The 20,815-nt window shown below is 58.0% G+C and carries 30 protein-coding genes; 5 read left to right on the top strand and 25 right to left on the bottom strand.

Translation table 11 applies throughout. The features are described from left to right. Nucleotides 1-22: 22 nt before the first annotated feature. Nucleotides 23-277, top strand: coding sequence for a hypothetical protein (locus BT199_RS04440; RefSeq protein ID WP_072433999.1), 255 nt, complete (start codon nt 23-25; stop codon nt 275-277). On the opposite strand, the gene BT199_RS04435 is transcribed toward BT199_RS04440, so the two are convergent. The 10 genes from BT199_RS04435 to BT199_RS04390 form a co-directional block, all read right to left on the bottom strand. After that, nucleotides 270-476, bottom strand: a complete 207-nt coding sequence (locus BT199_RS04435; RefSeq protein WP_072433998.1) for a hypothetical protein — start codon at nt 474-476, stop codon at nt 270-272. The two genes, BT199_RS04440 and BT199_RS04435, sit on opposite strands and share 8 nt — an antisense overlap. A 24-nt stretch (nt 477-500) precedes the next feature. Further along, the gene (locus BT199_RS04430; protein ID WP_072433997.1) at nt 501-1,265 is read right to left on the bottom strand and encodes a C40 family peptidase; all 765 of its coding nucleotides are present in this window, start codon (nt 1,263-1,265) and stop codon (nt 501-503) included. Nucleotides 1,266-1,267: 2 nt separating this feature from the next. Further along, the gene (locus BT199_RS04425; RefSeq protein ID WP_072433996.1) at nt 1,268-2,020 is read right to left on the bottom strand and encodes a phage minor tail protein L; all 753 of its coding nucleotides are present in this window, start codon (nt 2,018-2,020) and stop codon (nt 1,268-1,270) included. A gap of 9 nt (nt 2,021-2,029) precedes the next feature. Continuing rightward, nucleotides 2,030-2,368 (bottom strand): phage tail protein, encoded by a 339-nt coding sequence (locus tag BT199_RS04420; RefSeq protein ID WP_072433995.1) that lies wholly within the window; start codon nt 2,366-2,368, stop codon nt 2,030-2,032. After that, entirely contained in the window at nt 2,368-5,409 is a 3,042-nt protein-coding gene (locus BT199_RS04415; RefSeq protein ID WP_072433994.1) for a phage tail tape measure protein, read from the bottom strand. The genes BT199_RS04420 and BT199_RS04415 overlap by 1 nt, the downstream gene beginning before the upstream one ends. A gap of 27 nt (nt 5,410-5,436) precedes the next feature. Next, nucleotides 5,437-5,709, bottom strand: a complete 273-nt coding sequence (locus BT199_RS04410) for a DUF1799 domain-containing protein (protein WP_371914245.1) — start codon at nt 5,707-5,709, stop codon at nt 5,437-5,439. 47 nt (nt 5,710-5,756) lie between these two features. Then, nucleotides 5,757-6,137 carry a phage tail assembly chaperone gene (locus tag BT199_RS04405; protein ID WP_072433992.1) on the bottom strand — a complete coding sequence of 127 codons (381 nt, stop codon included), beginning with the start codon at nt 6,135-6,137 and terminating at the stop codon, nt 5,757-5,759. Nucleotides 6,138-6,139: 2 nt separating this feature from the next. After that, complete coding sequence (locus tag BT199_RS04400; protein ID WP_072433991.1) at nt 6,140-6,811, bottom strand: phage tail protein; 672 nt, start codon at nt 6,809-6,811, stop codon at nt 6,140-6,142. Between the two features lie 69 nt (nt 6,812-6,880). Further along, nucleotides 6,881-7,300 (bottom strand): phage tail terminator-like protein, encoded by a 420-nt coding sequence (locus BT199_RS04395; RefSeq protein ID WP_072433990.1) that lies wholly within the window; start codon nt 7,298-7,300, stop codon nt 6,881-6,883. Further along, on the bottom strand, nt 7,297-7,893 hold the full coding sequence (locus BT199_RS04390) for a hypothetical protein (RefSeq protein WP_072433989.1): 597 nt from the start codon (nt 7,891-7,893) through the stop codon (nt 7,297-7,299). The genes BT199_RS04395 and BT199_RS04390 overlap by 4 nt, the downstream gene beginning before the upstream one ends. Nucleotides 7,894-8,018: 125 nt before the next feature. Between BT199_RS04390 and BT199_RS04385 the strand changes: the two genes are divergently transcribed. After that, complete coding sequence (locus BT199_RS04385) at nt 8,019-8,363, top strand: hypothetical protein (RefSeq protein WP_072433988.1); 345 nt, start codon at nt 8,019-8,021, stop codon at nt 8,361-8,363. Between the two features lie 74 nt (nt 8,364-8,437). On the opposite strand, the gene BT199_RS04380 is transcribed toward BT199_RS04385, so the two are convergent. From BT199_RS04380 to BT199_RS04330, 11 genes are all read right to left on the bottom strand, one after another. Continuing rightward, entirely contained in the window at nt 8,438-8,830 is a 393-nt protein-coding gene (locus tag BT199_RS04380) for a hypothetical protein (RefSeq protein ID WP_072433987.1), read from the bottom strand. 2 nt (nt 8,831-8,832) lie between these two features. Beyond that, the gene (locus tag BT199_RS04375) at nt 8,833-9,210 is read right to left on the bottom strand and encodes a hypothetical protein (protein ID WP_072433986.1); all 378 of its coding nucleotides are present in this window, start codon (nt 9,208-9,210) and stop codon (nt 8,833-8,835) included. 10 nt (nt 9,211-9,220) lie between these two features. Then, nucleotides 9,221-9,526: a HeH/LEM domain-containing protein gene (locus BT199_RS04370; protein WP_072433985.1), complete on the bottom strand. Its 306-nt coding sequence runs from the start codon at nt 9,524-9,526 to the stop codon at nt 9,221-9,223. 54 nt (nt 9,527-9,580) lie between these two features. Further along, the gene (locus tag BT199_RS04365) at nt 9,581-10,558 is read right to left on the bottom strand and encodes a major capsid protein (RefSeq protein ID WP_072433984.1); all 978 of its coding nucleotides are present in this window, start codon (nt 10,556-10,558) and stop codon (nt 9,581-9,583) included. A gap of 3 nt (nt 10,559-10,561) precedes the next feature. Next, entirely contained in the window at nt 10,562-11,299 is a 738-nt protein-coding gene (locus BT199_RS04360; protein ID WP_072434117.1) for a hypothetical protein, read from the bottom strand. A gap of 100 nt (nt 11,300-11,399) precedes the next feature. Beyond that, nucleotides 11,400-12,176: a hypothetical protein gene (locus BT199_RS04355; RefSeq protein ID WP_072433983.1), complete on the bottom strand. Its 777-nt coding sequence runs from the start codon at nt 12,174-12,176 to the stop codon at nt 11,400-11,402. A gap of 58 nt (nt 12,177-12,234) precedes the next feature. After that, nucleotides 12,235-12,720, bottom strand: coding sequence for a DnaT-like ssDNA-binding protein (locus BT199_RS04350; protein ID WP_072433982.1), 486 nt, complete (start codon nt 12,718-12,720; stop codon nt 12,235-12,237). Nucleotides 12,721-12,728: 8 nt separating this feature from the next. Next, the gene (locus BT199_RS04345; RefSeq protein WP_175556191.1) at nt 12,729-13,841 is read right to left on the bottom strand and encodes a minor capsid protein; all 1,113 of its coding nucleotides are present in this window, start codon (nt 13,839-13,841) and stop codon (nt 12,729-12,731) included. Beyond that, the gene (locus tag BT199_RS04340; protein WP_072433980.1) at nt 13,759-15,219 is read right to left on the bottom strand and encodes a DUF4055 domain-containing protein; all 1,461 of its coding nucleotides are present in this window, start codon (nt 15,217-15,219) and stop codon (nt 13,759-13,761) included. Before BT199_RS04340 ends, BT199_RS04345 begins: the two co-directional genes overlap by 83 nt. Beyond that, nucleotides 15,219-16,709 carry a terminase large subunit gene (locus BT199_RS04335; RefSeq protein ID WP_072433979.1) on the bottom strand — a complete coding sequence of 497 codons (1,491 nt, stop codon included), beginning with the start codon at nt 16,707-16,709 and terminating at the stop codon, nt 15,219-15,221. Before BT199_RS04335 ends, BT199_RS04340 begins: the two co-directional genes overlap by 1 nt. A 1-nt stretch (nt 16,710) precedes the next feature. After that, the gene (locus tag BT199_RS04330; protein ID WP_072433978.1) at nt 16,711-17,319 is read right to left on the bottom strand and encodes a hypothetical protein; all 609 of its coding nucleotides are present in this window, start codon (nt 17,317-17,319) and stop codon (nt 16,711-16,713) included. 90 nt (nt 17,320-17,409) lie between these two features. On the opposite strand from BT199_RS04330, the gene BT199_RS04325 reads away from it, so the two are divergent. Further along, nucleotides 17,410-17,604, top strand: a complete 195-nt coding sequence (locus BT199_RS04325) for a hypothetical protein (RefSeq protein WP_072433977.1) — start codon at nt 17,410-17,412, stop codon at nt 17,602-17,604. A gap of 215 nt (nt 17,605-17,819) precedes the next feature. On the opposite strand, the gene BT199_RS04320 is transcribed toward BT199_RS04325, so the two are convergent. Next, entirely contained in the window at nt 17,820-18,293 is a 474-nt protein-coding gene (locus BT199_RS04320) for an Ntn hydrolase family protein (RefSeq protein ID WP_072433976.1), read from the bottom strand. Nucleotides 18,294-18,680: 387 nt separating this feature from the next. On the opposite strand from BT199_RS04320, the gene BT199_RS04315 reads away from it, so the two are divergent. Continuing rightward, the gene (locus BT199_RS04315; protein ID WP_139271598.1) at nt 18,681-19,070 is read left to right on the top strand and encodes a hypothetical protein; all 390 of its coding nucleotides are present in this window, start codon (nt 18,681-18,683) and stop codon (nt 19,068-19,070) included. Between the two features lie 94 nt (nt 19,071-19,164). On the opposite strand, the gene BT199_RS04310 is transcribed toward BT199_RS04315, so the two are convergent. After that, nucleotides 19,165-19,461, bottom strand: coding sequence for a hypothetical protein (locus BT199_RS04310; protein WP_072433974.1), 297 nt, complete (start codon nt 19,459-19,461; stop codon nt 19,165-19,167). 57 nt (nt 19,462-19,518) lie between these two features. Then, entirely contained in the window at nt 19,519-19,848 is a 330-nt protein-coding gene (locus BT199_RS04305; protein WP_014717899.1) for a phage holin, lambda family, read from the bottom strand. Nucleotides 19,849-20,061: 213 nt separating this feature from the next. Between BT199_RS04305 and BT199_RS04300 the strand changes: the two genes are divergently transcribed. Then, nucleotides 20,062-20,415, top strand: coding sequence for a hypothetical protein (locus tag BT199_RS04300; RefSeq protein ID WP_072433973.1), 354 nt, complete (start codon nt 20,062-20,064; stop codon nt 20,413-20,415). Between the two features lie 150 nt (nt 20,416-20,565). Here the strand turns inward: BT199_RS04300 and BT199_RS27185 are convergent, their stop codons facing one another. Then, nucleotides 20,566-20,730 (bottom strand): hypothetical protein, encoded by a 165-nt coding sequence (locus tag BT199_RS27185; protein ID WP_175556190.1) that lies wholly within the window; start codon nt 20,728-20,730, stop codon nt 20,566-20,568. Nucleotides 20,731-20,815 lie beyond the last annotated feature (85 nt).

Genomic DNA, 20,815 nt, shown 5'->3' with positions numbered 1-20,815 from the left:
CGTTTATGACCTGGAGGTCAATGTGAACGAAGGACAAACCATCTTCCCCTACATCATCGTCACCTCGAAAGAAGACTACATCCCTGTAGCGGAGAAATTCGCCTACAAAGGTGTTGAAGTCGGGTGCGGTGTCATCACCTTTTTGTCAGAGTCTGATTTCGGGACAATCTACGACGCGCTAAAAAGCGTGGGCTCAGGGTATGCGCTGATCTTGGCTGATGATCTCAACTACTTCGGCGACGGCGCTTTCGATAGGGCCTTCCATCACATCAACTGATCTTCATTCTGCTGCCTGTAAAAAGAAGCTTGCCACCGACAACTTCGATTTTACCGCCCTCGGAAAGATTATACGGGCCGCTGAGCAAATACTCAGCGCGCCCATCTTGAACATCAACCTCTACCGGATCGCGATTTGGCTTGCTCCCCAGCATTGAGCGCCAAGCGATTGCCGGGCTGAACTGATCGATCTTCTGCATACCCACTCCTGCGGCCATGCCGCGTCATATTGGTTGTTTTGCGTCTTTATGCCTGAGGATCAGGCGTGTTCGGTCATGCCAAGGTCCGCCGAAGACGATAATTTCCGACGGCCTGCCGTACAGGTGGTGCAACAGGAACGGCCCTGGACCGAACACACCTGAGTCCTCACCAGAGAGCGACGGATCGGTGCCAAGGTATATGCCAGCGTGGTTCGGGTGAACGGTGCGACCAACCTGCATGACGATCATGTCGCCCCGCTGCGGTCGGTCGACGCGCACAAACCCGGCTGCCTCGTATTGCTGCTCGTACAGGCTTGCGTTCTCCGCGCGCTCCCACCAACCGTCGGTGCGCTGGAATGCTTCGAACTCCAGCCCCCACTCACGCAGATACCAGTCGGCGCAGACCTGCCAGCAGTCCCAGGCACCATGCACAAACGGACGCTTGAGCAGCGGCGTACTGCCCGTGGGCGTGATCGTGCGCATGTCGCCCTCTGGCCAGGACAGAATGTGCCAGGGCAAGGCCGTGGCCTCGCACATCGCCAAGTCATGCGGTGACGGCCTGCTGGTAGCGTCCGGGTGCGAGTGAACAATGCCGATCACCTCGCCCAGGTCTTCCGCCGCAGCGTAGTCCTCGGGGTCGAGGCGGAACTCTTCGCTTGGCTCCGTGGCGATGTTCGTGCAGGGGAAGTACTTCTGCGCACGACCCATGGCAAGCAACAAGCCGCAGCATTCGCGCGGATACTCGGCCGCCGCGTGCGCCTGGATGTCCGCAATGATGTGCTTGCGCATGGTCAACTCCGTGCTATCAGGGAAACGGCGGGGAATCCACCGAAGGAGAGTTCGTTGTTCTCGCCGAAGCGCAACTTGCAGGACGACAGGCAGCCCTTGCACTGATCCAGCGCTGGATCATCCGTGAGATTGTCCTCGTCATCGAACATGGCCGCGCCGGTGTACCCGCAATCTGCCCCGCGATATCCGTTCGTCATGGCCCAGTGGCAAAACGTCGTCATCTGGCGCCCGGGCAGCCCGTGGTTGTCGATCTCGCCCGGGGAAGAAAGCTCCCAGACCACCGCCTCGCCGTCTTCGCTGGTTTTCTGGTCGATGTACCAGATCTCCAGAGCCTCCTGAGCCGGATCTGCAGTTGGGTTACCGTCGGGGAAGTTCGCCGCATCCAGGTACTGCGCCAGCGTCTCGCGCACCGTCAGCTTGAATTTCAGCAGGTCCTCGAAGGCCAGGCACAGGGCAGTCACTCGGCCATTGATGTTGCCGGCGGCGAACGTGGGGCGAGAGGCGGTGCCGTCACTACTGGAACTGATGCCATCAATCTGCACCGGCCAGGCCGCGTATTCTGCGCCCTGCCACCAGATCGATTTAGCGGGCAATTCATCTTCTGAATGCTCGTAGGCAAGCAGCTCCTCGGGCGTATGCGGAATGGCGTGCCCGTGGAAGCGCAGGTAATCCGCGCCGTATTCAGTCCCGTCGATTTCAAACAGGCGAATCTCGCCGCCGGGCTCCAGTTTCTGGATGTCCGTGATCAATGCCATGGGTAGGTCTCAGGGATGAAAGGTTTGTTCGAAGGTGGCGGTGATGGCGTAGACCTGTCCCCCGCGGTGCACTGGCTTGTAGCCGTTGCACTTGTAGAGGCCCAGCTCGCCCAGGGGCGGCTCCCAGAGGAAGCCCTTCGCCCCTTTGTGGCGGTCGAGGAATGCCATGATGTCCTTGATGCGCGGCTTCAGCCCCGTAAAGGTCACCGGCCAAGACTGCGACCGGTTGTTAATGCCATCTTCCGCCGACTGGGCGTATCCATCGCCAAACTGCTTGGTACGGACGCGCTGGACGATATCGCCCTCCGCGCCTTTTTCCGTCGCCCAGGTGAATCGTTCGATTGCCATCATCGCCCCTTGATTGCTTTGTTGATGACGCCGCCCTGGCGCATATCCTTCGAGCGCAGTTCTTGATACTTCTGCTCTACGAAGGTCGCTAGTTCCTTGCCGAATAGGTCATAGCCAGGGGCGTCAGCGGTTGACGAGGCGTTACCGTCACCATCGATATGCACCTCGACATTGATCTGCGTGCCACCGGCCCCGCCGCCGCCCATCGCCATAACGCCCAGCTTGCCGCTCGACGTCCGGGTCAGCGGCATGATCGCCTCTTCCCCAGCCTCCCCCATTACACCGGTTTTACCGTTGGCCATGCCGAAAGCCGTAGGCTTGCTGACGATGGAGTTCGTGAATGCGCCGCCATCGGCGAACATCTGTACGCCGCCCGACCAGGCGCCGCCATTGGCCTGGGTCACGCCAGACCAGCCCGCCAATACATCAGGGCTGTACCCTGCCGCTGTCGAGCCTGCTGACGTGGTAGCCCCGCCGCCGAAGTACGAGCCAGCGGCAGATATACCGAGCCCTACAAGTGAGCCGAGAAGCCCAGAGGCTGCTTGCCGAGTAGCAATGCGCGCCATATCCGCCAGAATCGACTTGGTGAAGTCTGCAAACGAGAGCTTCCCGGTCATGGCGAAGTTGACGATTGAGTCCTCCATCGAACTGAACGCGTTGCCGAACAGGCTTTTGGTCTGCCCTGCCACGTTCTGCGCCGAATCTAAGTAGTTGGCCCAGGCCGATGTAGCGCCCTTCGTCCAATCGCCCTGGGCGCTCTCCACATCCGCATAGTTCTGCCGGATCTGGTCAGTGGCGGCCTTGTTCGCGTCTGCGAGCGCCTGCGACTTACGCTTGAACTCTTCCTCCGACATGTTCCGCGACGGGTCGGATCGCTGGTTTTCCAGTTCCAGCGACTGTTGAGCAAACCTGTCTTGCTGGCTGTTCAACTGCCCACTCAGTGCATTCTGTCGGTCACCCTGGCCGACGCCCAATACGGCACGCTGCCCGGCAAGCTCCAAGGCCCGCTGTTGCTGCCCCAGCGCCTGCACGTACGAACTGATCGCCCGCTCCTGCTTGGCGAGTCGCCCCGTCTCGTTGGTAGCCAGTACTTCAAGCTGGCTATCAGCGTCCTTCTGCGCCTTGGCCATCCCTGCACGCGCGTCAGCGATCTTCTGGTCCAGCTGGATGCTTTGCGCAGCCGAGGTTGTCTTCTTGCCCTTGGCGGCTTCCAGTGCCGCAATTTCGGACTCGTAAGCCGCCGTCACTTGGTCGCGTTCGTTACCGATTAGCGCTTGGCGTCGAACCAGATAGTCAGCATCCGACACAAGCCCGGCCTTCTGCGCTGCGTCCAGTTCCTTCTGATAGTTTTTGTAGTCAGTCGCGATAGCTGCCAGGTTGTTCTTGGCGTTGTTGAAGCTGGTCACATCAACCTGTGTGCCGGCGGCTTTAGGATCCTTGAACTTGTCGTTGATGTTGGCGATGTTCTTGTCGACCGTCGCCTGGGCCAGGCGCGGATCATTCGGCGCTACCTTGCGGATATCGTCGAGTTGTTTTTTGTAGTCCTTGAGTGCATCGGCGCGTTTCTGCTCATTCGTCCACGAGGACTTGGCGAGAGCGTCAACCTTTTGCATAGAGGTGATGGCGGCTTGTTGGGCCTTTGCCTGATCGCCTTCCAGCTTTGCAATTTCAGCCTGTGCCGCCTTCTGGTCCTCAAGCATATTCAAGCGGTTTTGATAGAGATCAATCATCTCTTGCTTGTTTTGGAACAGACCTACGTCGCCGGACTGCGCACTTGCCAGGTCTCGGCGGGCCTGTTCGATATCGGCGCCGATGTCCGGGCGGCCGATGTTCTTGAGGCTGTCGGCGGCCCGTGCAACTGCGTTGTACCCTTTCTCCCAGAAGCTCAGATTCTCCAAAATCTTCGGAGTGCGCTCGTTAATCGCGTCGGCATAGGACTCGGTGGCGAGCTTTACGGCGCCGGCATGGTTTCCTTGTTGCTCCAGTGCTGCAATCTGGGAGTAAACCGAAGCAGTCAGGTAGTGATACTGCTCATTGAGTGCAGCGGATGCTTTCACTGGATCTTCGGCCAGCTTGGAGAACTCGGAAACCGTCTCGCTCACTGCCTTGCCGGTAGCTTCCTGCATCGACACGGCGGCCTTCGTAATACCCGCAAAGCTCTCACCAGCTATCTTGCCGTTGTCCGCCAACATAGCCAAAACAGCCGCGGCCTGGCCGGTGGTGCCGACCGTTGCGCTTACCTGCCGCGCCATATCGCCCAGTTGCCCAGCGCTGACACCGGCATAGTTACCAGTGAGAATTAGCGACTTGTTGTAGCTGTCCTGCTCTTCACTGCCTTTGTGATACGCGTAGGCAAGGCCGCCCACAGCAGCAGTGGCGAGGGCCAAAGGTGCCAGGATAGCGAGAAGCCCAGCAGCACCTGCCCCAGCACCGGCGCCCAATTGAGCCACGGCACGCACGCCGCTACCCCAGTCACCTGACGACAGCGCGTTACCTAGCTGTACGACGTTTTCCTGGGCCTGGCGGGTACCGAGGCGCAGCTTGTCGAAGCCGGTGGTGGTCTTTTCAAGCTTTGCATAATCCTTGTCAATCTTGCCCAGGGCGCTGTTGTACTGGTCCTGGCTGATCCGGCCCTCGTCGAGGTGCTTGCCGAGCTGCTCGACCTGGTTGTCCAGCTTTGCCAGTGCCGCGCGGGCCGGGTCAATCGCCCCAAGCAGGCTGTTCAGTGCCTTCTGTTCATCCATGGCCGACTTGGCCAGGGCGATCTGCTGCTTATCGAGCTGAGCCGATATCTTCGCCGCCTCAGCCTCGCCATAGGCGCCGGTCTTGGTCAGCTTGGCGAGCGCGTCACGCTGCTTCGCCAGGTCCTGTGTGGTTTTGGCGCTGGTGGATAGCGACTTCTCCAGTGCCTGCATTTCGTTCATCAGCGAAACGGCGGACTGCTCGGCCCGGCCGCCGGCCTTCGCCATTTCATCCAGGCTCGTTTTCGCCTGGATTGCATCGGCCGAGTCGATCTTGACGCCGAGTTCTGCAATGTTCATCGACTCACCTTGAATAAGTGCCCGTGGTTACGGGCTGTTTTCCCTTTCCTCCGCCATAACGCGCAGGGCTTCACCTTCCAACACCTGAAGGTCAAGGAAGATGTCAGCGAGTTTCTTTTTCTTGATGCCGAGGTACCCGGCCACGTCGCGGATGCTGCTGTAATCAAGACCGATCGCGCCGCCCGTACCTGCACGCCACTGGGTGGACATCCGATTGAACAAGAGGAAGGCTGGCCAAAGGCACGGCCAAACATCGAACTCTTCTTCCATGTCCTCTGCGTCCCAGCCGAAAGCAGCGATCTGCTCGGCATCCGGCGGGGACTCATACAGGGCGCGGGCGGCGCGTATCAGTTTCCCGTGCGGGCCTTGGAGTAAGCATCCTGATAGGCGTCTACGACTGCCTCGGTTGTGCCTTGACAGGAAGTCACCAGCGCCTTGATGCTCTCGTCGTCAAATTTGTCGTCGAACTCCCAAGCCACAACCAAATCCTTGATTTGCTGAATCTGGTTTTCGGTGTCAACGGCAACGATTTCGGACACAGAGGGCTTTTCGCCGAACTTATCGAGGCCGTCCTTGCGCCGCTGGTTCCACTCATCAAACAACGTTGCAAGCTCGATCCGGTTTCGGTATTTGAAGGTGAACCCGACCTTCACCGGATCCTGGCCGACTACCGGGACCATCACGGCCCCCAGGAACGTCGGTGATTGGGCAATCTTGAACTTCGCCATGATTAAGCCCCGCCGCCAGTGACAACAGGCGCGCGATACGCGGTGATCTCGGCGTTGATAGTGAAGCCGAACGCAACTGCAGCACCTTCGTTACGCACCAGGGTCGGGCTTTTGTTGAAGGAAGCGTAACCGGCGTAGTAGATCGTCTTGCCGTTGGGCAGCGACATACGCAGGATGCGTACTTCCTTCTCGCGGTCAGCCTTATCGAGCTCTTCGTACCAAGCCAGGCTGTCATCATCGGCTAGCTGGAAGGCAAAAGCCTGCGCGTTCTTGGTGGTTGGAATCTGCTTGTCGCGGCGCGCTTCGAGTGGCGCGTACGTCCAGTACTGCTGCTCACCGCCGGACATCGAGTTGCCGATCACTTGGTTAACGGCGACCCAGCCGGTGACCTTCTTGGCCGTACCTGCACTGATGCCGTCGGGAAAGAACGAGGTATTCGAGGTGTCAATACCTTCCAGGGTGAAGGCGCCGGCAGCAGCAGCGGCAACACGCACGGCCCGCTCGTTGATGTCCTCCCATCCGGAGGTGATCAGCAGGATGTCACCATTGGCGAAGCCGTTGGCGAGTGCGGTAGCCACACCTGGGTTTGCGTTCGTGATGCTCGCAATCACCTTCGCAGCGGCAAAGCCAGTGGAGAGCGCCAGTGTTGCCCCGTTGGGGAAATAGACAGACATGGGTTTTCCTCTTTGCAGAAATGACAAAACCCGCTCGATGGCGGGTTCAGGATTTGCCCAACGGGCGGGTTATGGCGTGGTGTCGGACCGGTAGGTGAACGATAGCGGCACGGTATAGGTCGAGTCACCGGTAATTCCCGGACCGACATCTACGGGGGTCATGAGGGTCACTACTAAACTGTTTTTCACGTCGCGTACGTACAGTGGGAATAGCGTGGTTATCTCGGCGGCAATTGGGTTGGTTTGGGTCTTGCCGGTGCCAGCCGGCGCGATGATGCTGACCTGAAACACCCCGGTGAACAGCCGGTGATCACCGCCCAGCGTGTTGCTCGCGGTGTCGCCCGGAATCGTGAACGCCCGAAGATACGTCTCGCCTGACGCCGGCGTGTAGGCCGTGTTCTCGAAGACGATCTTCAACTTCTCCGACCTGGCAGCGTTCCAGGCGATGAGCTTGGCCTCATAGATCGAGGCGATGATTGCGTGACTCATACCTGGTTGTTCCTGATGGCCTCCATCACGATCTGCTGGAAGCGAGCCACGGTTACCCGAACCATGCCCCCGGGGGCTTGGGTGGAATGGCCGAACTCCAGTGGAATCGCGTAGGGCAAGTTGTTGATGATGTAGGCCATTTCGCCGGCGGTGAAGTCACTCATTGCCGCGACCAGAGCAGCGACTGTCTCGGCACCGCTGGGGTCTACCTCGTCGAAGGTGACGTTTTCGACCACGCCGAGCGAGATGTGCCAGTTCGCACGGAAACGACCGCCGACGTAGCTTTCGGGCGCCTTGATGTCCATGCCATCGTTGAGCTTGCGACCCTTCTTGAGCCTTCCAGCCTTGGTTAGATTCGCCGGATCACTGCGCAGTGCGCTGTTGTGGTCGTCGACGGCCTTGTTGTACTCGGTCGCTACTGCGTTCTGCGCCCAGATCTCCGGGTTACCCACCGGAGACATGCGAATTAGGCTGCTGCCGACCTCGATGATAATCTCGCGCACACTGGCGTCGATGGCTTCGCCGGTCTGGGCGGCGAACTCGGCCAGGCTGAGCGCAAAACTACCGGACTGTCCGGCGCCTGCCCGGCTCACGACCGCACCTGCAGATACAAGATCGGGTTGTTATGCAGATTGAGCTTTCTCGTGACTCGACTGATAACTCCTGAAGCCAAGTTGGCCAATCCCTCATAGAACCATCGCATAAGGAAATCCTCTCTATGAAAAAGCCGCATACTCAACGATCTAGCATCCATAGCCACGGACGCAATTTTGGCGAACAGGCAGCCAAAAATATCGAGAACGCAAGGAAGCAAGTACTCGCTGACACGGCCAAGGGCAAAAATCTTACTCAGAGCGTAAAAAACCTCCGGGATGCCGTTGCGGCTAGTTGTAGAGAATCTCACCCAGAATGGGTAACAAAGTTTGCAACAGGTAAAATGCCTGCTGACCTGCAACTTTCTGACGAAACCATCGAACTTTTAATTGTGCTTGAGCAAGAACTCAGGGATGGACAGGTGAATCCAGAAACGCTAGACAAGCTGGACGAAATGCTTAGTTATTAGGCTTTCAAAATCACGCGCAGATTGAGTAAGCAGCGGAAAAGTCTAAATGAAAGGTATCAGTTTCCTATTGTCTTTCACTTCCTCAGTTGCGCTGTCCACGTCGCATCAGCAGGGTCCGCGGACACGTTCATCACCCGCAGGCCGTTGACGATATCGCCAATGGCCGGAGAAGCCGGTACCGCTGTCGTCACACCGGCCTCAGACACGAACAGTTCGTTCTGCAGCACCAGCAGCTTTTTGTCGGTGGTTTGGATGAGGGAGCCGTCGATTTCCTTGGAGAGATAGCTGCCCAGAACGCCGCGCCCAGCATAGGTAACTGTGGTTTCCGGCGTTTCGCCGCCCAGGTCAGGGTCATACTCGCCCGCAACCTTGCGTACGCCCTCCACTGGCTTTACCGCGTCGGCCAAGCCCTCGGGGTCATCGAACGCCTCAGCCATTTCAGCCTGGATCTCTTCACGCATACCCATGATCAGATCCTTTTGAGCATCATCACGCCGGAGCGCTTGATCCAAGACTCCAGCAGCGCTAGGGCGAAGTTCACACCCGCCGACTGATCAGTAGATCCGGCCACGTAGGTCTTGCTCACAGAGGTGCCGGACTGCGCCGAAACCGTCTTGCTCTGCACTTCCTTCTGCGTTGCCGTGTACAACTTGCCCGCTGCCGCCTCTTTGGCGACCTGGGCGCCGGCTGTTTTGATCTCGGTCGGAACCGGATCAGGAACAACCCGCTTGATCTTGGCCGTGAGCCAGGCGTTGGCCATGGTCACAGCAAGGACCGGATCACCGGTGCCGGCCCAGCCAGGACCCAGCGAAGCGTCAACATCGGCAACGGTGATGAAGTCGGTCATGTGCGTGTCCTTACTCCTTCGGCACCAAGGCCTGGAGGTCTTCTTTCAGTGCGGTGGATTCGAAGGCGATGTCTTTACTGGTGAGCCACTCTTTCAGCTCCGGCACCTTCATTTTCAGAGGGTCGGTTTCCGGGGCTTCCTGCTCCTTACCGTCGGAAACCTTGATGCCGACGGCCTGGTAAGCATCGAAGATATCCGGTGCATCGCCATCAACGACCACCTCGGTTGCGGAGCCGATGACGCCGAAAAACTCGCTCAGCAGGCGGTAGCACACGCCGCGCTCTTTGCCCGGCTTGTCCGTGTAGATCACTTTCATAAGTCACCTCAAAGCATCCCGGCGCCATACGGGCGCCAGGCTGTGTGGGCCGAATTACGGCGTGGTGGTACCGCTGATCACGGCGGCGAACGGGACCTGCTTGCGGCTGAACACGCGCTGCCAGTTCGCAGCAGCTGCGTACTGGGTCGCGGTCGGGCTGAGGTTCTGAGCCTCGGAGCCCTTCCAGCTGAAGCCTGCGGGCTGGAGGATGTAGGTCTTCCGCTCCCACAGCACTTCGGCACCGCCGCCGTTACCGCCGCCAGGCTTACGCTCCAGCTCAACCGGCATCTTCGGCGTGCCCTCGCCGTAGCCGAAAGCGCCCTGGCCGAAGAACACAGACAGGTACTTACCCGCGCCATACACCAGGGCATCGTCCATGAACACTGGCTTGCCGAGGTAGGTGGCCAGGATGATCTTGCCGTCGGAGTCACGCAGGTACTCAATAAGGTCCTGCTTGACCATCTGGTTCATCACCACGGAGTGCACGCCGATCGCGCCGAACTGGTCAGCTGCGTCGCCGGCGGTAAACGCGGCATCCTGAAAGGCGTTCGCACTGATGGTCGCACCCGCGTCGATGACCATGTCACCGCCGTTGTTCGCGATGTTCGAGGCGATGATGCCGCGAGCCGCGCCCAAGGTGTAACGCTGCCACTGGCGGGTCCAGTAGGTGCCGAAACGGTTGCGAATCTGCTGCTGGGGCTCGCTGTTCGCCAGCTCAGCGGTCAGGTCAGTGACGCCATAGCCTTTGTTGAGGTATAGAACGCGGGCACGCATGCTGTCCTGGGTAACTTTGCCGACTTCGCCCTGGTCGTTCGGGTCATCGTTGCTGATGTTAGGGGCTTCATCAGCATTGAGATCCTGCCAGTAGCTGATTTCGGCGGTGCCCTGGCTGCCGGAGGCGATCGCGTCCAGCACAGGCGAGCGGGTCACAATGCCCGACTCGTACACAGCGGTCTTTTCCGGGCTGTTAACCGGCGCCAGGGAGGCGTAGTAGTCGCCGACGAAGATGTCGGTCAGTTGGGTAGTTGCCATGGATTAAGTTCCTTTGGTGGCCTGGATTTTCTTGAAGAGCTCAGGGTTGTCACGGGCGATCGCAGCGCGCTCGGTTTCCGTGTACTCACCCCACTTTTTCGTGGCCTTGCCACCTTGATCACCGGTCTGCCCGGCACCCTGAGCCCTTGGCCACAGGTGTGTTGCTGTTTCACGCAGCGATTCCGCCCATTCGAGCGGCGACAGCGGGGTTTTGCCGTCCTTCCCGTAAACGACCTCGCCGTCACGGTCGGTGGCGATCGCCTCGCCGTCTTCACTGAGTTTGAAAGTGCCCCGGGCGCGCAGGATGATGTCCTCGCCAGCCTCAGGCAGCGCGCCGGCCTTAATGGCGGCAGCGCGAATGGAATCAGCCAGCACCTTGTCGCTGTACTTGGCAGCGAATTGCTCGGCCTTATCGGCTCGCGCCTTCTCGGCTGCCAGCTTGGTGTCATAGTCGGTGCGCAGGCGCTCGGTACGTCGGGTGATGACCTCGTCCAGCTTGCCCTCGGCAATCAACTTGGTCTCTTCATCCTGGCCTACCTTGGTAAGCAGGCCCTTCACGGCTGCGATGTCCAGGCCTTCGAACTGGGATTTGAAACCGTCCAGTTCAGTTTTGGTGGTCCGGAGCGAGCCAAGCAGCTCGGTGTTTTTGTTCTTGAGGCCTACGGTTGCAGCCTCAACAGCTGCAGCAATGGCGGTCTGAACTGCCGGGTCTTCAAGGTCAATCTGGTTGTCATCTGCCACTTGGTGCACCCCTTGGGTTTGGTCGGCCCGCTTTGCAGGCATAAAAAAACCCCGGCATGGCCGAGGTTTACTCTTGAATCACTTTATCTACAGAGAAGGCTTACTCCGCTTCACTTATGGTCACAATTGACCTTTTGCGAGCGTCCTCAAGCATGCCCAACAACTCGCGTGCGTCAGCTTTCCAGGATTCGCATTTTTCCTGCGCTAGCTTGTATTCATCATCAATCGCGTATTTCAGAAGTGCTTGAAATGCTTCCTTGGAAAAAGCGAACTCCTCTGCATTGTGAGCCGTTTTAACTATCAGCTTGGCTTCTCGCGCTGCGCAGGCGTTCAAGCGATCAAAGTAACTCTGATTGATGCCTTCACCGTAAACCGCACTTTTTACGCCCTGAGCCTCCAACTCGTTTAAAGCCGGCCTAATGATGCTTCGTCCCAACATTGAGAAGCTGACATTCTTGAGTTCTAAAATCGTCACAGCATCCCCCCGGTCAAGTCGCCGGGGTAATTTCGAGTCTTCCGACAAATGGTGCGCTAAATCTAAATGCGTTTTATCGTCATCATAAGACAGGCTCGCGCCGAAAACGGTAGCAGGCACAAGCCCAGTAGAAACCAATATCAGGGTGTACGTTTTCGACTCGAAGTGCTGCTGTATGGTTAGTTTTGGCCTCTCTCGCTCCTGTTGTCTCCTTACTTGCCACAGCGTGACAATGACCGCCAAAAACGTCCCGATGCCAGAAACCCAGCTCCCCGCAGCATTCCAATCCCAAACATACTTAACGGTGGACACAGGATTTAGATTAATCCCAGCCGTGAGCCCAAGACTTGCGCATGTAACACATGCAACTACCAGCACCACCACTCCAAGCATCCAGTTCATTGCTCAGCTCCCTTGAAAAAGGGGAGCCTTATATCAGGCGCAAGTCGACAGACTCAAGCTACCGAACGATTGAAAGTCCACGCTTCACTAGGTAATCGGCAAGCTGCGCCCTGCTCGACGCATAGGGCGGCGGACGCATACGCAGGCCTGGCGTATCTCGATTCAATCGAGTCCGCTGCCCGTTCGGCTCGGTACAGTGAGTCGGCTCTTCGATCTGGAAGCCCTGCTCAGCGGCGTAAAGTTCGACCGCCAGCCGCACCTGGCCCCATTCAAGCTCAAAGGGCACGAATGTCTCGGACAGCGTCTGGTATTCGATCTTGCAATCACGTCGGGGCCAGGCCATTGCCTGCTCTGGATTGGCTTTTCGACCCTTCCACTGGCGACCGTTGATATCGGAGGCTGCGCGCAGCAACAATTCGACCTGCTCAGTCTCAGCTTCAGGTATCCGGAACCCGTAGTAGTCGCGGTAGAAGTTCAGCTTCTCCAGCGGCACGAAGCTATTCGCGTCTGGCCTCCCCTTCCCGTCCTCAACGATGATCTGCATGTGCTATCTCAACCTGGTTGAGCGCCGAGTGTAACGCCTGCTCGGGTGAACATGTCGGGCTCTGCATCCTTCAACTGCGCCAGCGTCAGCGGCTTGAACGACTTATCGAGTTGCAGCTTGGCAAACTTCTCCGGCGTCAGCCCGCCATCGCGGAACAACTTGCCCCGGACCGGCCCAAGGGCATGATCTTGGAAGCTCGCCGGTTGCGTTGCCAGCCACTCGTAATAGTTCAGCCCTGCGTCGACCTGGGCCCCGCCGTTGTCGCCCACCGAGGCGCGTGTGGCGCCCTTGGCGAACATCTCCGAAAGTCTGGTGGTCGGCACCGTGGTTGACCGGCACTTGATATGCGCCGGCGGCAGCGGGCCTTTGCCTAGGTCGAAGCGCATCCCGTCCAGGCCCTTGCACTGCTGCGAGGTCTTGCGGTCGAGCGTCGACACCCAGCGATAGCCCAGCACCACGTCACTGTTTGCCTTCAGCGTCTCCATTCGTGCCGTGGTGGCCACGTGCTGGATTGCCGTCTGCACCACGGCGGCAGCATTGCGATTGCTCACCGCCAAGACGCCGTCCGTGAAGTTCTGCGCCGCGGTACCGCGAATCGCCTGGATGATCTGAGCATTTGTCTGGCCCTGGCCGAAGCCGAGCCGGATGGTGTTCGTGACGCGCATCGTCTCGGTGCGCGTCCAGCCGCTGACGAAGCTCTTCAACAGCTTGCCACCGTCGATACCCTTCACCTGCAGCGGATAGGAGAACACAGCTGCGCGGATCACCGTGTTGGTCGGTACCACCGCGTCGATGGAGAGTGCATTGCTCAGGCTTTTGGACTCAAAGCTCGACTCATACAGCGCGATGTCGACTAGATCGGCCTGCACCAGGTCGCCGTAGGCCTTGTATATCTCCAACAGTTTGCCGTCCACCCGGGCCAGGAACTGCTCAAGGCGGTCCCGGCTGTAGGTGGTCAGCTCCTTGCGGGTGAGTTGCTCCCGCACCATCTTGTCGATCTGGCGCAGGTACTTCTCGAATTTCTTGACCTCACCGGCCTTAAGTCGCTCCAGCATTACCGAGTGGCGGGTCGTCTGCTCCAGCAGTTGGCTGTCCGCCTGCGCCAGGCTTGTCGTTGGCATCGTCGTTGTCCAGGTTGATGCCGGCCGACTCGCGCTCATCGCTGATCAGTTCGGCTTCGTCTTCGTAGGGTCTCTCCGGCAACTTACCGGTGGTGAGGTATTGCCAGTAGGTATCAGCGCTGATCGTGCCGGCCATCACGCCCTTAAGCAGCTCGGCGAGAACCTGGGCGTCAACTACAGGGGTCACAAACTCAGGATTCACCTTGAACTTGACCTGCTTGGGGTCGTAGCCCTTCCACTCGGCTGCGTACCGCAAGCCCTGCTCGACCGCCTCAGCCACCGTGATGACGATGCTGTGCAACGTGGCGTGCTGGTCGTTCTGGCGTGTTTTGCGCGCCTCACCCGACTCGGTGCCGCCCACGTCCATGACCTTCGCACCGGCCTCAAGTGCGGCATTCTTCTGGTCATCCATGGCCTTGCGCACGGCTTCGATGCCGGCGCCCTGGAACTCTAGGTAGCCGCAGGAACCGGAAGGCCCAAGATCCCATGCCGCCGAAGGGCCGGTGACGCTCAACTCCACCGCCTCATCCAGACCAGAGACCCACGGCTGCGGGTGGCTGGTCTGATGCAGCGACGTGAAGTAGTCAGCGCTTAACTGGTAGGACTTCAGCGCGGCCCGCGCCATGGTCAGCAGCGGCACCTCGTCCACGTCCGGCGAGTTGTCGGTCGAGCCGCAGTAGATCACCGGCAAGTACGACAGGCCTTTAACCAGGCGGTTGTCGGTACCGGTGGTGCCCAGCGGCTTTTCGTCCTCGACCAGCTCACCGCCTTCATTGCGCACAGCGGTGTAGCAAACGTCGCCGTCCATGAAGAACTCACGGAACACCGTGTCACAGTCATGGCTGTAGCGATCGCCGCCCTTCTTGCGGAACTCGCGGAACACAGAAAGCACCAGGTCCTGCCGGCCGCCTTGGTCAGCGGTGTCCCAGTTGATCGCGTTGCGCGTGGCGTACGTCGAGAAGTACGGCTCGCCGCGGTCATCGATGTTCACCACCAGCGGCACCCGACCATGGGAAATGGCCTGGCGCACCATGCGGAAGAACAACTGCTTCAGGCCGAAGCCGTCTGCCGTTGCGTTGTCTTCCAGCCCCTTCAGTCCGCCGGGCAGCTCGATCTCCGGAATCAACCGCGAAACCAGGCCCATCATCGACCGCAGCGAGTCGCGCACCCAGTGCTCGTACTGGGCCCGGTTCGTGTAGTTCTCGTAGAGGTACTTATTACCCGCGCTATCCAACTTTTCAGCCTCAACCATACCGCTCGGCTTGGGCAGATTGCGCTCGTTGCGCTTCACCGCGCACTCACCCTCGAGCGCGTCGTCCATCATCTCCCACTCAGCGATATGCGCCTCGTAGTCGGGGTTTGTCGATTGCACTGGCATCAGGCCAAGCCTCCAATTCGGCGTGTTCCGCCTGTGCGTTTGCGCCTGCCCATCGAGACGGCGAAGTAGCGGAAGGCGTCCGCGCCGTGCGATGACCAGTCGTGAAGTGGTTTGTCTTTCCAGCAGCCGCGCTTGTCGTCCCACTCCTTTCGGTAGTTCTCCAGGCAGGAAATACCCAGTTCGCACTTGGACTCATCGAAGGCACAGGCCGGAAGGATCTCCCGCACCTGCTCAATGCCCTCGTCGATGCTGAGCTTTGGAACAACGCTGAACTTGAGGCTGTATTTTTGCCCGTCGATCTCGTAGCCCTCCCTGGCCAGCTCGCGCCGGGTCTTGCCGTCGCTGCCGAATTCACGGTTGTCGATGTCGTGCGGGCCCCAGTGATCGCCGTACGTGTACTTTCGATCCTTGAGCACCTTCATGTAATGCCGCAGGCCTTCACCGCTGTTCTCGTAGAAGTCGATGACGTGGTATTCCTCGCCGACGATCCGAACGAACCAGATGGCCGTGGAGTCGCCGACGCCGATATCCCAGATCGTGTGCACCGGCAAATGGCTGTTGTCGGATAGCGCGCCAATGCGTTGAGCCGCGTAAAGCTTGGTGAACTGCTTGGAGTAGTAGGCGCCCTCAATCGACTGCTGGAAGGCTTCAGCCGGCAGAGACGGGTATTCCCGCTTCATGTCGTCGCCGAGCGTCTTCTCCTTGGCGGCGTACCAGGCGCGCTGGCCGGGGTTAGTGTCGATCCCGTGCTTGGCGAACAGCTCGTTGAAGTAATCGGTCAGGCGCTGAGGTATGACCACGTCAGTCGGGTCAAGCCAATAGGCCTTGTTCTTCCACCAGGAGAAGAAGAAAAACTTCCAGTCCAGCAAGCCAAGAGGCACACCAGCTAGTTGCTGCCGTTCCGCGCTCTGCGAGTAGTCGAAGAAGTAGCCCGCCCTGCCCTCCGCCGTCGATTCAATCGTGACGAAGCAATCGGTAGCGACAGCCTCGAAGGCGCCGGTGACGATCTCTCTGGCCTTGTGGGGAAACTTGGCGCAGATCTTCCCGAACTCGGATACGTGCAGATACCGTAGAGTCCCGCCCCGGAAGGATGTGGACACGTAGAGCGATCCGCCCTTGCTGAACACAAGCTCACCAGCAGCATCGTTAGAAGCAGGGTTGGCAGCGCGTATCTCAGCAGGAAGGTTGTCGTAAGCGTACTTGACCTTCTCCCGGAACAGGCGCTTGGCATCGTTCAGGGTGTGAGCGATCAGCGCGCACTTGGCAGACTCGAACAGTGCGGCGTCGAGTTGGATGATGCAGCACTCGGTGGTGAAGCCGAGTTGCCGGGCCTTCAGGATGATGTTGCGGGTATGCATCCCGTCGAAGTATTCGATCTGCTCGTCCGTCATCCGGAAGCGGACCTTCTTGCCCTGCTTGTCAGTGATGAAGTACAGGTTGTTCAACCGCCAGCGCTTATCCCGGAGCAGCTTCAAGTGCTCGGGCTTCATTTCAGGCTTCCTTCGATAGATCGTCCATCAGTTTAGAGAGTGCATCGGCATCGCTGTTGCCTGACTTAGTGTCGAGGTCATAAGCCTGGCGCTCCAGGGAGATCAGCGTCTTCAGTGTCTCGGCCATTTCCTTCATAGTCTTGGAGCGGCCCGGCAGGCTAATCACCTTGCCATACAGTTCGTTACGCTTATCGAATCCGTTGTCGTCAGGGTCGCGCATCAGCTCGCCCAATTGATCGAACAGCTCCCGGTTGTCAGTCAGGCCTTCCAGCTCGTCCAGCAGCTTGTTCGTGAGCCGGCGGCCGCGCGAGATATCGCCACGGTGAGCCATCCGCACATTGGCGATGACCTCAGCATTTACCTCGATGATCTCTCTTTCGGTATCCGCCTGTTTGGTGGATACCTCAGTGGATACCGTGCGTTTGGATACCAGCGAATCGGCCTTCGCCTGGATCTTCGCCTTGAGGTCTCGCTCCCAGCCATCGCGCTTGGCGCGCTTGTTGATGGCGCCGTGGGTGATGCCTTGGGTTGAGGCGATCTCTCGGATGGAAAGCAATCCGGCCCGGTAGGCACGCTCGATCGCCTCCCAGTCGGGTTGCTTGGTTGTCATAAATTGTCTCAGGTCAGCCTAAAGGCTGGATTGAAATAGTGGCGCGTTGCCGGTATTGGTTAGGATCAACTCATCAGCAAGGAACGCAACATGTCAGTAGCAGAAGACGCAAAAGTCACTATCCAAACCGTAAAAGGAAACCCGCCCGTATCTAGAGCAAATGCTGTTGCAGCGGCAATCGGACTGATAGCGCTGCAGGTTCAAGCAGGCAAGGTGGATAACCTGGAGAAAGCACTAGACGAACTTTCCAGTTTGGCTACGAAGATCCAGAACGCAGCAACGTAAAAAGCTGGTGCCGCACTAACCTGCGGCACACCTACCACTAGCCCATACCGAGATAAATAATGCACAAGTACGAATTGACCTATGAGCACATGAATGCACCGCAAACAATTCAAGGCGAGGCCCCTGAGCGGGTGGATGCTCATGAGTTGCTGATGAACGTGAAGTTCGGGGGGACAGGTAACCAAATCGTCGGGACCAAGAGTCTCGAAGAATCCTTAGAGCTTATGCGCCTGACCAACGTCCGCGTTACCTGGCTCTAGAATCTCGGCCACCACTACAGTGCGGATTGTGCCGCCGGTGCTGGTGTCGCGCTTGGAGGCCATCTCTACTGCCTGATAGGCACTGGCGCCCATGTCCATTGCGGCGAACGCGTAGGGCGTACCACTACCAATGGCGTAAGCGCGATCCAGCATGATCGGCGACTTCCACAGGCCCGTAGCGTCATCCACGGCAACCAGCATCAACTGCTCACCGTCCAACACGATGGCCGTAACGTCGATGTTGCCTTCATGCTTTGCACCGAAGTAGGTATCAACCGGGCGCTGATAGTCCGAGACGGCGCCGGAGCAGAAGAACTTCACACCGTTGCGCTCAAGGCATTTTTCGTAATCGTCGTAGGTGATCACATCACCACGAGTCACCTGGGAGTCATAGGCGATCACGCCGTCTTTGTAGGCAATTGTCGTCACGCATTCGGCTCCAGAGTTAACAGGCCAACCTCGATGATGCCTATGCCAAGTGAGATGGAACCTGATGCTCAAGTGATTTGGAGGGAGGTGTCGGTCTAATCATGATCCCCTCTGAAACTTTGAAATGGTCTAGAGGAGACCTTTACAATGATGGTCATAAGCCACAATCAATAATTCGGGTAGTCAGTCCATATGGCACGTAACGGGCAACACAGCACCAGCGCATCGGGAAACAAAAAGACACAAGAATCCCCACCTGGTTTCCGGTGGTCCATAGCACTGAACTGGCTCGGAAGCGCTTTTGCGATAGCGCTATTAACGACTCTTGCGTCGATGTGGCAGTCGTCGAATGTCAGATCAGCTGAGGACGGTGAGAGAAAGGCCCTATTGAAGACAACCACTCAAGAACTGGTCGACAGTAAAGCCGATAACAGAAGGCTTACCGAACAAAAGGACCAATTGCAAAAAGACATCGACAGTCTTCGAAAAGAGCTACTAGAAGAAAAAAGTGCCAACCTTTACAACCAAAAAATTCTGAGAGAGACGGAAAGTCGGGTTGCCGTATTAGATACAGAAAAAAATAATCTCGCAGCACTTGCTCATAAGAAGGACCCTTGCGAGGCCGAAAGGCAGCAAATAAAAGATATCGAAGAGCGACTCGACGTACAGCCTTTTTGGACGCATGCCCTAAAGGGAGCGCAGCGCGAGGAGGCAATTGTAGCCCGGGATAAAAAATACGAAGCGCTGAATATTTGCCTAGGCCAAAGGCAAGGCTGAATCCCCCCATGCTTGGAATCTCGAAACATAAGCAGCACCCATGCAGCCTTCAATCCCCCGCCACGATTCGGCGCATTCGAAAACGTGGCGCGGATTACGCTGCAAGCTGAAGCTGCTGGTCGAACAGCTCCCGGATCTCACCAAGCCTGCGCATCACAACCGGCTCACCCTTCAAATGGATCAGGTGGGCCAGCTGATGAACGATCCCCTCGTCCGAAAGCACCTGGCTTGTCGGCAGCTCCTTGAACCAACACACGAACACCGCGAAGTGCATAGCCCCTGGTAATTCCTTCAGGAAGCGCTTGTCAGTCATCTGGACGTATCGGGCGTGCTCTTCGCGGAGGTCTTGGTAGCTGGCTGAGTAGGTGTGGTCACCGAGGACGTAATCCATTCGGGCCGGCCTCAATAGATTGGCGCCGGCAGTACCGGGCGCCTTTGGTTTAATCGGTCAGCCGTTGCGGGTCGGCAGCTTGAAGTCTGCGAACCGGTCAGCCAGGTCACTGATCTTCTTCACCCCGATGAATCCGATACCGCCCCCGAGGGCAGCGGCAAGGTTCTGAGGTAGCCCGAAGTACTCAAGGAGTGGAAACGCTCCGGCCGTGAACAGCGTGCACAGCAGCGCTTCAAGAGCCGCCTGTCTTCGTGTCCCGCCGCCGTAGATGATTCGCAAAGCAGATATGGCGAATGACAGTGCTGCGGCATACAGCAGCGGCGCATGCTGGCTCAGCCACGCAAGTACAAGCGCCCAGGTATCTGGTTTGTCTGGCATGTTGGACATCTCGGTTCCTCCCCGTCAGGGAGTTAGGAATACGGCAGGTCGTGACCTGCGGAATTGAATCGGCTCAGAATGCACTCCCAGCTCGGAGCAATGGGTGTGGTGGAGCCGAAAACTAAAAGACCCCGATCAATGTCGAGGCCCTAAATCGGTGCGCAATCGCAGCGCGCGAGGTATAAACCACGGCGAGCTTTTTAGAGTTCTATGGACAGATAAATGACCAAACTAAGTATCTTCGCCTTACTGTTTTCCGCCTTCTCCCTTCCCTTGCATGCGAGCGAAGCTGAAGACGAGCTCCTGTTCCAAGTGAACCGGTGCGTACTTGCTTATGCACATGACACGCGCTCAGACATGGCTGTAGTCGACAAAGCCACCGTGGCGGTCCAAATGTATATGCGTGAGCGCGGGATAAAGAAAACCTTTGCGGACATTTCTGCGATCTACGATAGGGGCCTAAAAGAAATACTGGGACCACCCGATTCTTCAATCGAAGAGCGAGCGACGCGCGCCCGAGAGATCACCGAGTCCGATCTTTGCAAAGAATTCTTGAGCAGCCTGCAGGCTAAATAGGTACTCGGGCTGCCGGTGCTGTCCGTACGTCGCACTACCGGCTATCGACGTCCAGGCCTTCCCGAGGGCTGCCCTGGCTACAGGTGAATTTCAGGCATAAAAAAACCCGGCTTAATGGCCGGGCTCTTGGAAAAATCTCACTACTCTGGATTAACGCACGATACCCAAATCCACAATATCCTTACGCCGCCGCTCTATCAATGCATCAGCCTCCGACTCTGTAAGCCCTTCTGCGATGACTACCATGCCGTGAAAAACGGTCCAGCACTTAGCTGCGCGCGAAGCTTTGTTTCGTTCTTTTCTTAAGGTATCCATTTCTACTCCTGATCAATTAACGACGGAGGAAATCTACCATGCAGAAAGGAAAAACCCGACACTTGGTCGGGTTTAAGGTTTCGTG

The sequence above is a fragment of the Pseudomonas sp. NFR02 genome (assembly GCF_900119375.1).
Lineage (GTDB): Bacteria > Pseudomonadota > Gammaproteobacteria > Pseudomonadales > Pseudomonadaceae > Aquipseudomonas > Aquipseudomonas paracarnis.
Note: the sequence above shows the minus strand (reverse complement) of the source record. Positions and strands in the feature narration are given on the sequence as shown.

Coding starts and splice junctions, on each gene's coding strand:
- BT199_RS04435 (WP_072433998.1), bottom strand. CDS start 476: ATGCAGAAGATCGATCAGTTCAGCCCGGCAATCGCTTGGCGCTCAATG.
- BT199_RS04430 (WP_072433997.1), bottom strand. CDS start 1,265: ATGCGCAAGCACATCATTGCGGACATCCAGGCGCACGCGGCGGCCGAG.
- BT199_RS04425 (WP_072433996.1), bottom strand. CDS start 2,020: ATGGCATTGATCACGGACATCCAGAAACTGGAGCCCGGCGGCGAGATT.
- BT199_RS04420 (WP_072433995.1), bottom strand. CDS start 2,368: ATGGCAATCGAACGATTCACCTGGGCGACGGAAAAAGGCGCGGAGGGC.
- BT199_RS04415 (WP_072433994.1), bottom strand. CDS start 5,409: ATGAACATTGCAGAACTCGGCGTCAAGATCGACTCGGCCGATGCAATC.
- BT199_RS04405 (WP_072433992.1), bottom strand. CDS start 6,137: ATGGCGAAGTTCAAGATTGCCCAATCACCGACGTTCCTGGGGGCCGTG.
- BT199_RS04400 (WP_072433991.1), bottom strand. CDS start 6,811: ATGTCTGTCTATTTCCCCAACGGGGCAACACTGGCGCTCTCCACTGGC.
- BT199_RS04395 (WP_072433990.1), bottom strand. CDS start 7,300: ATGAGTCACGCAATCATCGCCTCGATCTATGAGGCCAAGCTCATCGCC.
- BT199_RS04385 (WP_072433988.1), top strand. CDS start 8,019: ATGAAAAAGCCGCATACTCAACGATCTAGCATCCATAGCCACGGACGC.
- BT199_RS04380 (WP_072433987.1), bottom strand. CDS start 8,830: ATGGGTATGCGTGAAGAGATCCAGGCTGAAATGGCTGAGGCGTTCGAT.
- BT199_RS04375 (WP_072433986.1), bottom strand. CDS start 9,210: ATGACCGACTTCATCACCGTTGCCGATGTTGACGCTTCGCTGGGTCCT.
- BT199_RS04370 (WP_072433985.1), bottom strand. CDS start 9,526: ATGAAAGTGATCTACACGGACAAGCCGGGCAAAGAGCGCGGCGTGTGC.
- BT199_RS04365 (WP_072433984.1), bottom strand. CDS start 10,558: ATGGCAACTACCCAACTGACCGACATCTTCGTCGGCGACTACTACGCC.
- BT199_RS04355 (WP_072433983.1), bottom strand. CDS start 12,176: ATGAACTGGATGCTTGGAGTGGTGGTGCTGGTAGTTGCATGTGTTACA.
- BT199_RS04350 (WP_072433982.1), bottom strand. CDS start 12,720: ATGCAGATCATCGTTGAGGACGGGAAGGGGAGGCCAGACGCGAATAGC.
- BT199_RS04345 (WP_175556191.1), bottom strand. CDS start 13,841: ATGCCAACGACAAGCCTGGCGCAGGCGGACAGCCAACTGCTGGAGCAG.
- BT199_RS04340 (WP_072433980.1), bottom strand. CDS start 15,219: ATGCCAGTGCAATCGACAAACCCCGACTACGAGGCGCATATCGCTGAG.
- BT199_RS04335 (WP_072433979.1), bottom strand. CDS start 16,709: ATGAAGCCCGAGCACTTGAAGCTGCTCCGGGATAAGCGCTGGCGGTTG.
- BT199_RS04330 (WP_072433978.1), bottom strand. CDS start 17,319: ATGACAACCAAGCAACCCGACTGGGAGGCGATCGAGCGTGCCTACCGG.
- BT199_RS04325 (WP_072433977.1), top strand. CDS start 17,410: ATGTCAGTAGCAGAAGACGCAAAAGTCACTATCCAAACCGTAAAAGGA.
- BT199_RS04310 (WP_072433974.1), bottom strand. CDS start 19,461: ATGGATTACGTCCTCGGTGACCACACCTACTCAGCCAGCTACCAAGAC.
- BT199_RS04305 (WP_014717899.1), bottom strand. CDS start 19,848: ATGTCCAACATGCCAGACAAACCAGATACCTGGGCGCTTGTACTTGCG.
- BT199_RS04300 (WP_072433973.1), top strand. CDS start 20,062: ATGACCAAACTAAGTATCTTCGCCTTACTGTTTTCCGCCTTCTCCCTT.
- BT199_RS27185 (WP_175556190.1), bottom strand. CDS start 20,730: ATGGATACCTTAAGAAAAGAACGAAACAAAGCTTCGCGCGCAGCTAAG.